The 12,255-nt window shown below is 40.5% G+C and carries 15 protein-coding genes and 1 pseudogene; 13 read left to right on the top strand and 3 right to left on the bottom strand.

The window, feature by feature from the left end; genetic code table 11:
• Window positions 1-24 precede the first annotated feature (24 nt).
• Window positions 25-522, bottom strand: a complete 498-nt coding sequence (locus ACXAHI_RS08805) for a phosphatidylglycerophosphatase A family protein (RefSeq protein ID WP_270179884.1) — start codon at window positions 520-522, stop codon at window positions 25-27.
• A gap of 167 nt (window positions 523-689) precedes the next feature.
• Between ACXAHI_RS08805 and yutH the strand changes: the two genes are divergently transcribed.
• Window positions 690-1,691, top strand: a complete 1,002-nt coding sequence (gene yutH, locus ACXAHI_RS08800) for a spore coat putative kinase YutH (protein ID WP_474847198.1) — start codon at window positions 690-692, stop codon at window positions 1,689-1,691.
• 43 nt (window positions 1,692-1,734) lie between these two features.
• Here yutH and ACXAHI_RS08795 read toward each other — a convergent pair whose 3' ends face one another.
• A complete protein-coding gene (locus ACXAHI_RS08795) occupies window positions 1,735-1,962 on the bottom strand; it encodes a NifU family protein (protein ID WP_270179882.1) in 228 nt (75 codons plus the stop codon).
• Window positions 1,963-2,168: 206 nt separating this feature from the next.
• On the opposite strand from ACXAHI_RS08795, the gene ACXAHI_RS08790 reads away from it, so the two are divergent.
• A complete protein-coding gene (locus ACXAHI_RS08790) occupies window positions 2,169-2,474 on the top strand; it encodes a DUF1462 family protein (protein ID WP_474847197.1) in 306 nt (101 codons plus the stop codon).
• Window positions 2,475-2,511: 37 nt separating this feature from the next.
• On the opposite strand, the gene ACXAHI_RS08785 is transcribed toward ACXAHI_RS08790, so the two are convergent.
• Entirely contained in the window at window positions 2,512-3,573 is a 1,062-nt protein-coding gene (locus ACXAHI_RS08785) for an NAD(P)/FAD-dependent oxidoreductase (protein ID WP_474847196.1), read from the bottom strand.
• A gap of 220 nt (window positions 3,574-3,793) precedes the next feature.
• Here ACXAHI_RS08785 and ACXAHI_RS08780 point away from each other — a divergent pair, with 220 nt between their 5' ends.
• From ACXAHI_RS08780 to ACXAHI_RS08730, 11 genes and pseudogenes are all read left to right on the top strand, one after another.
• The gene (locus ACXAHI_RS08780) at window positions 3,794-4,012 is read left to right on the top strand and encodes a DUF1450 domain-containing protein (protein WP_474847195.1); all 219 of its coding nucleotides are present in this window, start codon (window positions 3,794-3,796) and stop codon (window positions 4,010-4,012) included.
• Between the two features lie 235 nt (window positions 4,013-4,247).
• The gene (locus ACXAHI_RS08775; protein ID WP_474810674.1) at window positions 4,248-5,471 is read left to right on the top strand and encodes a NupC/NupG family nucleoside CNT transporter; all 1,224 of its coding nucleotides are present in this window, start codon (window positions 4,248-4,250) and stop codon (window positions 5,469-5,471) included.
• Between the two features lie 111 nt (window positions 5,472-5,582).
• Window positions 5,583-5,822 (top strand): hypothetical protein, encoded by a 240-nt coding sequence (locus ACXAHI_RS08770; protein ID WP_270179877.1) that lies wholly within the window; start codon window positions 5,583-5,585, stop codon window positions 5,820-5,822.
• 21 nt (window positions 5,823-5,843) lie between these two features.
• Window positions 5,844-6,701, top strand: a complete 858-nt coding sequence (dapF, locus tag ACXAHI_RS08765; protein ID WP_474847194.1) for a diaminopimelate epimerase — start codon at window positions 5,844-5,846, stop codon at window positions 6,699-6,701.
• A 78-nt stretch (window positions 6,702-6,779) separates the two neighbouring features.
• On the top strand, window positions 6,780-6,977 hold the full coding sequence (locus ACXAHI_RS08760; RefSeq protein WP_270179875.1) for an aspartyl-phosphate phosphatase Spo0E family protein: 198 nt from the start codon (window positions 6,780-6,782) through the stop codon (window positions 6,975-6,977).
• 73 nt (window positions 6,978-7,050) lie between these two features.
• Window positions 7,051-7,407: a HesB/IscA family protein gene (locus ACXAHI_RS08755; protein ID WP_270179874.1), complete on the top strand. Its 357-nt coding sequence runs from the start codon at window positions 7,051-7,053 to the stop codon at window positions 7,405-7,407.
• Between the two features lie 139 nt (window positions 7,408-7,546).
• Window positions 7,547-7,786 (top strand): hypothetical protein, encoded by a 240-nt coding sequence (locus ACXAHI_RS08750; RefSeq protein ID WP_474847193.1) that lies wholly within the window; start codon window positions 7,547-7,549, stop codon window positions 7,784-7,786.
• 427 nt (window positions 7,787-8,213) lie between these two features.
• Window positions 8,214-10,007 (top strand): hypothetical protein, encoded by a 1,794-nt coding sequence (locus ACXAHI_RS08745; protein WP_474847192.1) that lies wholly within the window; start codon window positions 8,214-8,216, stop codon window positions 10,005-10,007.
• A gap of 117 nt (window positions 10,008-10,124) precedes the next feature.
• Window positions 10,125-10,211, top strand: a pseudogene (locus tag ACXAHI_RS08740) (iron-sulfur cluster assembly accessory protein); the annotation flags it as partial.
• 142 nt (window positions 10,212-10,353) lie between these two features.
• The gene (locus tag ACXAHI_RS08735; protein WP_474847191.1) at window positions 10,354-11,103 is read left to right on the top strand and encodes a sugar phosphate isomerase/epimerase family protein; all 750 of its coding nucleotides are present in this window, start codon (window positions 10,354-10,356) and stop codon (window positions 11,101-11,103) included.
• Between the two features lie 128 nt (window positions 11,104-11,231).
• A complete protein-coding gene (locus ACXAHI_RS08730) occupies window positions 11,232-12,221 on the top strand; it encodes a LacI family DNA-binding transcriptional regulator (protein WP_474847190.1) in 990 nt (329 codons plus the stop codon).
• Window positions 12,222-12,255 lie beyond the last annotated feature (34 nt).

The raw sequence follows: 12,255 nt of genomic DNA, 5'->3' as shown, positions 1-12,255 counted from the left end.
CTAGGCTATCGCCTAGGGCATTGTTTAGTTAGACTCTGTCGAACGATGGGCAAGGCGACTTGAAGCGGCAGCGGCGATTGCTCCTACGATATCATCGAGGTACGTGTGACAACTTCCTGATGACTTATCGTTTAATTTCTCTAGAATTCCGGGCTTTAATTTATCGATATATCCATAGTTGGTAAAACCGATCGATCCATATACGTTTACGATCGATAGCGCAATAATCTCGTCGACCCCGTATAATCCTTCGTCTTTCATTAATATATCTTGAAGAGGCTGATCGAGCATATTCTTTTCAGCGAGCTCATCGAGCTGGATGCCGGTAAGGACTGCATTTTGTACTTCTCTCTTCGATAGTACGCGATCAACGTTTGTTCTACATTCATCCATCTTTAGGTTAGGGTGATATTTTACTTGCAGGTAATACACTAGTTCTGCGATATCCTCTAATTCTACTCCTCGTTCTTTTAACTTTGATCGAGCAGCTTTTTCTACAGCATCTACAGGTTTTTCGCCCATTCTTGTCCCACCTAACTTTATAGTAAATTGGTATTGTTGTTTGGTTAGTTTTATTAGTATATGGTTAGAAGTTGTGAAATATGACAATTGGTAGCACCCATAATTCATACACGAATTGGGCGGTCGGGCATATCTTACATATATATGACGCAACGTGGAGGGCGAAGATGCTAGAGCGAGAGCTATTTCACCAGTACGGAATCGTGGTCAACCATGTATATCGAGTGAACGGTGGATACGTACTTCAGACCACAGAATTGGGTGAATGTATCCTAAAACGTGCAGAAACAGAGAGAGAAGAGGATTTCCCTTGGTACGTCCTCATCTCACAATATTTTAATCAGCAAAACGAACCAACACTACTACCTATCTCTACAAAAAGGGGGAGGTACATTGAGACGATTGGGAACGAAGCGGTTACGCTCTATCAGCTGCCGTGGAAAACGCGCACGATCAGAGAATCAGATGGTCATCGATTGGCACTCCTTCATCGAAAAGGTGGGTATTTATTAAATAACTATAGTGAGCTTCCAGAAGTTCAGCCATGGCAGCTTAGGTGGCAACGACGAATCGACCAGTTAGAGGCCTATCGATTTTCGTTGATGAAGCAAGAGCAACCGTTAGGGGAGTTTGACACGTTGTTCATCGAGACATTTCCTTATTATCTTGGGCTCGCAGAAAATGCGATACAGTATCTTGTCGACGCTTCGATCGATGCTGGCGTGAATCCGTTCGATGTAAGAACATTGGTTTTTAGAAGGTTTAATGCTCAAAATATCGGAGGCACTGACTTTCTATTACCATCAGAATTCATACTCGATCATCCTGCGAGAGATCTTGCTGAATGGACACGGTATAAGTTGTTTGATGAGAGAGCGGGATATGATGAAGTGAGAGCATTTATTGAGGAGTATCATCAAAGAAGATCGATGAATGCGATGGAATGGAACTTGCTATATGCGCGTCTGTTGTTTCCGATTACGTATGTGGAGGCAATCGAACGTTATTATAGTGAAGAAAACCTTAAAGAAAAACAAGAAATTACCCATATGCTACAAAGCTATGTAGACCGTGAAGGAGAGCGAGAGTATTTGTTCAAAGGGGTATTCACTGAGCTGATCGGTGAGCGGGGCAATACGATGAGACAAATCGAATGGTTGATGTTATGAAAAATTCCCTCCAAATGTTGGAGGGAATGAATTTTATCGGTTATTAAAATACCTGTTCAAGTTCAGTCACGCCTGGGACTTCTTCAAGAAGTGCGCGCTCGATTCCTGCTTTTAGAGTGATTGTGGAACTAGGGCAGCTGCCGCACGCTCCCATCAAACGTACCTTTACCACGCCTTCTTCGATGTCTACCAGTTCTACGTCTCCACCATCACGTAGGAGGAATGGACGCAGTTTATTAAGTACATCCTGGACCTGTTCGTGCATATTCATCGACTCCCTTCATACTTTCATTATACTAATGATTAGCGAAAAAATCTATGTGCTATCGCGGAATGATAATTGTTATCACTATAAATTTATCATGCAAATAGGCAACAAGCAATAATGAATTAAAAAAAGGCGAATGCTTCTTTTCGTTCTATAGAGATTGAGGTACAATAAAAGCAACAGATGGTATAGAAAGGGCGTTTTGCATCATGGAAGAAGTGCTAGTATATGGAGCAGGTGAACGTTGTGCAAGCTGTGTCAACCTCCCATCTTCAGAAGAAACGGCGGATTGGTTACAAGCCGCGTTATCCCGTAAATACCCGGAACGAGACATTTTAGTGCGCTATATTGATATATTCGGCGAACTTGAGGGCACAGAAGCTGTTTTTGCATCGAAAGTGATCGAAGAAGATCTTTTCTATCCTGTGGTCGTTTACCAACATCAAATTGTATCAGAAGGTAACCCTCGTTTAAAAGATCTATATGCAGTACTTGATAAGCGTGCGACAGCGTAAAGGAAAAGGTCAGTGGGGAGTCCCACTGACCTTTTTTTTATCCATTATGATTTTTGTACATCCATAAAATACCTGATTTAAGAAGGCGAGGTACTCTTCCTGTTAGGGGTCTATTTGCCATGACCCCAAAACCGTGCTTGCTCCCAAGTGAACCGAGTGTTCCTTTTACCTTAATCGCTGGTAAAGAAGGCAACGATTCTTGCTTCCATTCTTTCTGAAGGACGAGGGCGATTTGTTCCGCTTGCTCTTCAGCTAGTTGAGCACTTGGAGAGAATGGAAGACTGGCGCAGTCTCCTACAACGAATGCGTTCGTATGACCAGGTATTTTGTGATGCGAATCGAGGGCGATGCGGCCCTGAGTGTCTTTCTCTACATCAAGATCACGAACTAATTTGTTCGGTTGGATTCCAGCCGTCCACACGATTGCATCGCAGTGGACGGGTTCGCCATGATTATAAAGGGTATTCGGTTCGACCTGTGTAATGTTGGATTCACTTACGACCGTAACATCTCTCTCTTCAAACCAGGATTGTACATAGTTTCCAAGACGATCAGGAAATGCCGAAAGTATCGTTTTCCCACGGTCAAACAGTTTGATTTCCAAATCAGGGCGGCTTTCATGAAGTTCACTCGCAAGTTCTACGCCACTTAATCCTCCGCCTACGATGCCAACCACAGATTTCGCACCAAGGTTATTCAAGACCTCGTACGCTCTACGAGAAGCATCGATTGTTTGAATACTCATCGTATGTTCTTTCGCACCTGGTACATTGTGGTACTTATCTTCACATCCTAAGCCGATAACAAGAGAATCGTACGGTAAAGGTTCATTGTCTAGCAAAACAACATTTTCTTTTAGATCAATCCCTGTAACTTCCCCATACTTGACTTCGAGGTTTGGGTGCTTCGGAAATTGAACGCGAATATGATGATCACTCGCTGTCCCAGCAGCAAGTGCGTAGTATTCTGTTTTTAAGCTATGGTATGGATTTCGGTCTACTAGCGTTATCGTTACATCTTTCGGTACATCTTGAGCAAATAATTTTTGGAGTATACGCATGCCGCCATATCCTCCACCTAAAAGCACTAGCCTTTTCATAAGAAATTTCCCCTTTATAAGACATATTCAATAACGCTGCATCCTAATTAGTGATTTTTGGTAATAAAATGATAAGGAAATGAAGGAAGTAAGATGATACACGCGTTATAATGTTAGGTAGAGCTTGTTTTTCGATCTACTTCGACAGTTAAAAGTATAGCGAAACTGCCACTTTTCTACAATATGAATTCTGAAAAGGTTGTAAGGGGGATGTTTACGTTTGCATACGATCGAGTTTTGCAGAGGAAACTTAAGAAACAATAAGAAAGTGTGGAAAGAGCTAGAAAGTTATGGAAATGTCGAGCTCATAGACTACGGATGTCTTGGGTATTGTGGAAACTGCTTTGAAGAATCTTTTGCTATTGTAGACGGGGTTTTGGTGAGTTCAACAGATTCAGATCAACTTTTAGATAAGATACTTTCTGCTCTAGAATTATAAAAAATAAATCCTTTTCATAAAAACGATATGTGTTATAATGACAAAGGTCAAAAGAAGTCTGATAGAGAGAGAACAGGCTTTTTCTTTTGCCGCATTTGCGAAAAATGTCGAATTTTTCAGAAAATGTTTGTAAGCGCTGTATCCAAACTTTTGAATTATATATGCTTTCTTATAGGAATGAATTGGGTACGCTAAGCTTATGACTGGTACGAATATTAATTAAGGGGTGTAAGACATGCAAATATTATGGGGTTTAGGCGGTATGGCTGTACTATTTGCCATCGCGTTAATCTTTTCGACGAATCGTAAAGCGATTAACCTACGCACAGTTTTCGGTGCGCTTGCGATTCAAATAGCATTCGCTTTTGTAGTTCTTAAGTGGGAAGCTGGTAAAGCTGGTCTGAAATGGCTATCACTTCGTGTGCAGGATATTATTAACTATGCGAATGATGGAATCACGTTCCTATTCGGTGGTTTGATTGGTAACGAGCAAGTTGGATTTATCTTTGCTTTCCAAGTACTAACGATCATTATCTTCTTCTCTTCATTGATTTCAGTTCTTTACTATCTTGGAATCATGCAGTGGATTATTCGTCTACTAGGTGGAGCGATCTCTTGGGCACTTGGTACGAGTAAAGCAGAGTCGCTATCTGCTACAGCGAATATCTTCGTTGGACAAACAGAAGCACCATTAGTTGTAAAACCATATTTAGATAAAATGACAAAGTCAGAACTATTCGCAGTTATGACTGGTGGTCTTGCATCAGTAGCCGGTTCTGTACTTATCGGGTACTCACTACTAGGTGTACCACTAGAATACCTACTTGCAGCAAGCTTCATGGCTGCGCCTGCAGGTCTATTGATGGCAAAGCTAATCATGCCTGAAACGGAAAAATCAGAAACAGCTGATAAGATCAAGATGGAAAGAAACGAAGATCATGTAAACGTTATCGATGCAGCTGCACATGGTGCATCAGATGGTCTAAAGCTTGCACTTAACGTTGGTGCGATGCTACTTTCTTTCATCGCTTTGATTGCACTTCTTAACGGACTCATCGGCGGAATCGGTGGCTGGTTCGGAGCTGGTGACATTACGATCGAACAAATTCTAGGGTACGTATTCTCTCCTCTAGCGTTCGTAATCGGTGTACCTTGGCAAGATGCTGTACAGGCTGGTAACTACATTGGACAAAAACTTATTCTTAACGAATTCGTAGCATTCTCTTCTTTCGGACCAGAAATTGGTAGCGGAAGCCTTTCGGATAAGTCAGTTGCAATCATCAGTTTCGCACTATGTGGATTCGCAAACTTTTCATCTCTTGCGATCTTGCTAGGCGGACTTGGTGGACTTGCTCCTAAACGTCGTCCGGAAATTGCTAAATTCGGTATGCGTGCGATCCTTGCAGGTACGCTTGCAAACCTTCTTAACGCAGCGATCGCTGGTATGCTTATCTTTTAATTTTTAAAGCCTCTTTTATAGAGGCTTTTTTTCTTTTAGTGCGAGATGATTGTATTTTGTAGCTTTTGTTGTATACTTGTTTCAATAACTGACATGGGGAGGCGAGCACGCATGACGAGCTTTAACCATACACTGCCATATGACAGGATGATGGGCGACGTTTATGTGAATGAATGCCCTTTTTGTCATAGTGAAAATGTATTGACTCCTATGACCGAAAGAGACTTTGAACAGGGGTTACAAGAGATTAAAACTCGATTGGTGATGCCTTGCTGTAATGGTAAGGTTCATATCGTAAAAATAGATGATGACTATTTTTGGACAACTCAAGCTGTTCGAAAAAGCAATTAAGATATAGAGAGAGTGAAATCATTGCCTGAAATTACGTATACAAAAATGCACGGATTAGGAAACAACTACATTTATATCGATCTGTTTAAGCAACACTTAGATGAAGAGCGGCTGTCGCAGTATGCGATCGATGTGTCAGACGTACATACTGGCATCGGTTCAGACGGCATGATCTTGATCTGTCCTTCTGAAAAAGCGGATGTTAAGATGAGGATCTTTAACAAAGACGGGTCAGAAGGAAAAAACTGTGGAAATGGACTGCGGTGCTTAGCAAAGTACGCTTATGAGCATCAAATCGTTAAAGACACATCATTTAAAATTGAAACGCTCGGAGGCATTGTTCAAGCTGTTGTACATGAAGTAAACGGAGAAGTAGACTCTGTCACGATCAACATGGGGATTCCTAAATGGACGAAAGGGAGCCTTCCGATGGTTGGAAATCCAGAAGATGAAGTGATCGGGGAAACTGTTCACTATGACGGCACACCTTTTACCATGACAGGCGTCTCAATGGGCAACCCACACATGGTGATGTTTGTAGACAACATTCATGAAGCGCCTTTAACCACTGCTGGGCCGTATTTTACAAATCATGAGCTATTTCCTGAAAGCATCAACGTCGAGTTTGTTGAAGTGAGTTCAAAATCTGAATTTCACTTTCGCGTTTGGGAAAGAGGATCTGGCATCACTCAGGCTTGTGGAACAGGAGCTTGCGCAGCCGTAGTAGCCGGGGTATTGAACGGACATACGGAAAAAGGGTCACCTGTCACGGTTCACTTAGCTGGCGGAGACCTCGAGATCACATGGAAAGAAGATGACCATGTGATGATGACAGGACCTGCGACGACGATTGCTACGGGAACGTATTATGCCTCTTAACAATTTTAAGTATGTTTGTTAATAAAAGGATATTCATGTAGAATGGAAGGAGGTACTTATAGAGAGGGGACGCAGGCATTGGACGGTATTGAAATCCAGCAATACAATGACGAAATTGAATCTCTACGAACGAAAATGATGCAAACCGCAGTAGCAATGGGCTTGAACCATCCAAAAGTTCTAGAGTACAGTCAAAAGCTTGATGAAAAGCATAATCTAATATTGCAGATAAAATATAAACAGCGTTCTGAAGAAATGAGTGTATCTGCCCGATAAGGTCGGATTGTTGAGCTAAAAGACTAAGCGCGGTATACTAGAAGTAGCATTATGGTGAAATGGAGGGATACGTATGATCCATTTATCTGAAGCTGCAGCAGCACAGGTAAAAGAAATGATGAAGCAAGAAGAAGGTGACACCCTTTACCTGCGCGTCGGTGTGAAAGGTGGAGGCTGTACTGGCCTAAGCTATGGAATGGGCTTCGACACAGAAATGAACGACGATGATCAAGCGCTCGAACCACAACATGGCGTCACAATTATTATGGATAACGAAAGCGCACCGATCTTAAACGGTGTGCAGATCGACTATAAACAAAACATGATGGGCGGCGGGTTCACAATCGAAAACCCGAACGCGATTGCATCATGCGGCTGCGGTTCTTCGTTTAAAACAGCGACGAACGCTGGTACGCCGGAGAATTGTTAAGGTTTATAAGTTGTATAGAGTAATCTTAAGGGAATAACTTTGAGTGTACACAATCCTGAAATGTGTATCAACGTTTGTGAATTACATGCCTTCTCGATAGTTAATGATTTAAAACATTACTATTTGAGGAGGCTTTTTTATGTCTTTAAACAAGCGAATTAGGAAGAAACCAGTTGGTAAGTTTTCAAACCAAAAGGAATATCCGAAGATAACCATGGAGCAACCAATAGACGTTGTTATCTCTGGAAAGAGTGCAGAAGGACTAAGAGAAAGAACTTGGTTCGATTCCGAGGGCGTACCAAAGACCTTGTGTTTGTTGAGTCATCAGCAGTCAAGAGGTCTTTTTTTGTTCGTTTATACCACGCAATGGGAGCACTAGCACCAAGTATTAAATACGTTAGCTCCAAAGAAAGAGAAGGTATCGAAAGATTTTCAGACTGTGTCAACAGAGTGTTTTTTAGACATTGTACGACGATGAAAAGGCGTTCGCAAGATACAAGATACAGTTAAGCTTTACGACAATGAGGAAATTTAAATTCATTTACTAATTCGGTTTTACCTTAGAAAGTGCAAATCTTTAACTCAACCATTGTTTGTCTCCTTAGCTTTACTTTGTTGAGAATGCTGGTGATTAAGAATAAGGTAAGACTGAGAAACAGATGTTGGCTAAACCCTGTTTTGTGAAACTTATACTTTATATATAGTATAAAACCAAAATCGGACTTATAAGTAGTTTCAATAAAATCCGTTGCACTAATTTGAATTTTCAATTAATATTAGGGTAATTAGGCGAGGAGGGGAATGGTTTGGCTAAAAAAAAGACACACCAACAGTTCATTGAAGAAGTCTACAATCTTGAAGGGGACTCATATGAAGTAATAGGTGAATACATAAATACAGGTGAAAAGTTAGTAATGAGACATGTTCCTTGTAACCATGAGTATCTGGTTTCTCCTAATAAGTTTTTAAATGGTAGAAGATGTCCCAAGTGTTCGCAAAATAAGGGTAGGCAAAAGCGGTCAAAGACACATCGGCAGTTTATAAAAGAGGTTAAAGACTTAGTTGGTGATGTTTATGAAGTTCTAAGTGAATATAAAAAATCCAAAGAAAAGGTGGAATTCAGACACAATACATGTGGGACGGTCTTTATGATGCAGCCGAGTAACTTTCTGACAGGTCAACGCTGTGTTTTATGCAGTAGACAAGAGGGCGCACAAAGACAACGGCATACTTCAGAATTTTTTATAAATGAAGTTTTTAAATTGGTAGGCGATAAATATACTGTGTTAGGTGAATACTTGAACAATACTACACCAATTCTAATAAAACATAATGATTGTGGATTTGAATACCCTGTTAGACCATCTAATTTTAAGAGTGGAAAAAGATGCCCAAAATGCAGAAGGGGAGTCCAGAGAACCCCTGATATGTATAGAGAGGAGGTTTTTGACCTAGTTGGAAACGAGTATATTATTATTGGAGATTTTAACACTACCTCTGAGGGCGTGCTTACTAGACACAATGAATGTGGATTTGAATGGAGTCCCACACCGTCAAACTTTTTAAAGGGGAAGAAGAGGTGTCCTAAATGCTACGGCAACATTTTGAAAACTCAAGAGCAGTTTGCTGAAGAGGTTTATGAGTTATCAGGTGGAGAATACACTGTTCTAGGACAATACCAAAGCTCAAAAACGCCAATTTTAATGAAACATCTTGTATGTGGGAATGAATTTATGTCTTATCCAAGTAAGTTTGTTGGTCAAGAGCAAGCAAGGTGTCCCAAATGCTCTCTTGAGAGACGGGCAAAAGCTAGATTAAAAACCACCCATGAGTTCAAAATGCAACTATATGAAGTGTATGGTAATGAATATGAAGTATTAGGTGAATACACCGGAATAAGGAAGAAGATTTTAATAAGGCACAAAGTATGTGGGAAAGAATACTATAAGTCTCCTATAGAAATTCTTAATAGGAACTGCAAGGTTTGTTCAGATATTGGTCAAAGGAAAACTCATAACGAGTTTTTAGCTGAAGTATTTGACCTAGTTGGGAACGAATATGTTGTACTTGAAGAATACAGTGGAATATTTGATAAAATTAACATAAAACACAATATTTGTGGGAACGTTTGGAAAGCGTCTCCTCATAAATTTTTGAACGGTGGCAGAAGATGTCCTAGGTGTAATTCATCAAAAGGTGAGTTAGCTATAGCAAAATACCTTGAAACTAATAACTTTAAATATCAGCACCAAGCAAGATATGAGGATTGTAAGAATGAACGTCCCCTCCCTTTTGATTTCAAGGTATTTGACTCGAATAATCATGGAGAGTTCCTTATTGAGTTTGATGGGATTCAACACTTTAAGCCATTAGAGGTGTTTGGAGGACAAGAAGGTTTCGATTATAGGATCGCTTGTGATGAAATTAAAAACAATTTTTGTACGAGTAGAAATATCCCTATCCTAAGAATAAAATATACCGCTCTAAATGAGATAGATGAAATTCTTAATCAGTTTATGAACACTCCTTCTTCATTATCAAAATTTTCTTCTGTAGAATATATGACGAATGATAAATGTAATTACTTATTCCTTGTTTAACATAATTTCCAGAATTTTTGTCCCTTGTCATGAAATTTTAACCTTACTCTTGTCTTAATATAAAGAGCCAGATCAATCGTATCTGGGTTTCTGGATTTGTGTAAAAGTTAACTCAATATCGAGAATCCGAACGCGATTGCATCATGCGGCTGCGGTTCTTCGTTTAAAACAGCGACGAATGCTGGTACGCCGGAGAATTGTTAATAATCATTACCTTCCCTTTTATAGGGAAGGTTTTTTTATTTGAGAAAGGATTTCGACAAATTATCTAGAACTCTGAACGTGAAGGGGTGGAAAACATTTCTATCCCTTACGTTTTGTTTCGTAGAGAAAGGAGCATGTCAAAATGAATAAGATCGGCGTACAGCTTTACACGCTAAGAAATGAATGTGAAAAAGATTTCTTTAAGACTCTCGAACGGGTAGCTGGAATCGGCTACGAAGGTGTTGAACTCGCTGGACTATACGGAAAACGACCGGAAGAAGTGAAGAAAAAGTTGGATGAGCTTGGTTTAGAGGTGGTTGGCCACCACGTTCCGTTCGAACGCATCGAACAGGATCTTGAACAGGTGATCTATGAGCAGATGAAACTTGGAAATACGCGTATCGTTTGTCCATGGCTTCCTCCTGAAATGAGAAATAAAGAGAGCTATCAACACGTTGCTGACGTATTAAAAGAAGCGGCAGGAAAATGTGCCGAACATGGTATGTCGGTTTCCTACCATCATCATGATTTTGAACTTGAGACTGAAATGAAGAACTCACCACTCGCCATGATTTTAGAAAGTGATGAAACGATTCAGGCAGAGTTTGATATTTACTGGCTGCAGAGAGCAGGGCACGATCCGGTCGAATGGTTACAAACATACAAAGGTCGTACGCCTGTCGTTCATTTGAAAGATCGCTCGGATGATGAAAACGAAGACACGGTTATTTTAGGAACAGGAAATATTGAGATTGAAAAGGTTCTTGAGCAGGGGTCTGCTAGCGGCGTACAGTGGTGGGTTGTCGAACAGGACGAGTGTCAGTTAGATCCGATCGAAAGTGTGTCTCGAAGCTACCGCTATTTAAGAAAAGTTGAAATAAAGAGCGAATAATCGTGATAATTTTCTAAAAATAGTCTTGAACGTCAAAAAAAGATGGGGTACAATGAATGCAATCGATTCCATGTAATCGATTACAAAAAACGGGGGGAGGCTATTGAGCTTTCTGGGGAGGTTAATTGATGGCTACAATTTCAGATGTCGCCAAACAAACCGGACTTTCGAGTGCGACAGTATCTCGCGTCATAAATAACTATCCTCACGTATCGGAAGAGAAGCGAAGGCTTGTACATGAAGCGATGCAAGAATTAGGTTATTTTCCTAATACCTCAGCAAGAAACTTAAGGAATAGGAAGACGAATCTAGTAGCTGTACTGATACCGAGACTAACGAATCCATTTTTCACTACGATCCTTGATGGGATCGAAAAGGTTGCAGAGGAAAAAGGATTTCAACTGCTCATTTGCCAAACACAGTCTAGCAAGAAGAAGGAATTGGACTTTCTTACGTTATTAAAGACAAAGCAGGTAGATGGGGTAATCTTCACTTCGATCGAAAATGATTGGAGTAAGATCCAACCATATACTGAATCTGGTCCAATCATTCTATGTAATGAGTATCACCGGGATGCAACCGTTCCGATCGTTCGTCTTGATCAAGCCTATGGAAGTTATTTAGGCACTCGTCATCTGATTGAGAGAGGTTACAAGAAAATCGCATTTTGCCACGGTTCTAAAAGCGGTCTTTCAAATGATCGCCGTAAAGGATTTGAGCGTGCCATTGCAGAAGCTGCACTTCCACTCAACCGAGAATGGGTATTCCATGATACATATACAATGGAAGATGGCAAAAAGGTGCTAAAAAAAATCATAAACCTAAAGAATCGTCCAACAGCGATCTTTACAGGTGGAGATGAAGTTGCTTCAGGGGTATTAAAAGAAGCAAAGCGCCACGGACTTAAGGTCCCAGAAGAACTTGCAATTTTAGGGTTTGATGATCAGCCTATCGCTAGTTTGATAGAACCTGAGCTCACAACAATCCATCAACCAGGAGAAGAGATTGGTTCACGAACGATGTCTGTATTTATCGACTGTTTGAATGGTGTGATTGAACGTACGCAACAATCGGTGATTGAACTACCGATCTCACTTGTTAAAAGAAAGACAACTTAAGACACACTTTTTTGAAATCGATTACAATCATTTT

This window comes from Anaerobacillus sp. ABD4_527, from assembly GCF_056160805.1.
This window is presented reverse-complemented; position numbering and strand designations above follow the sequence as displayed.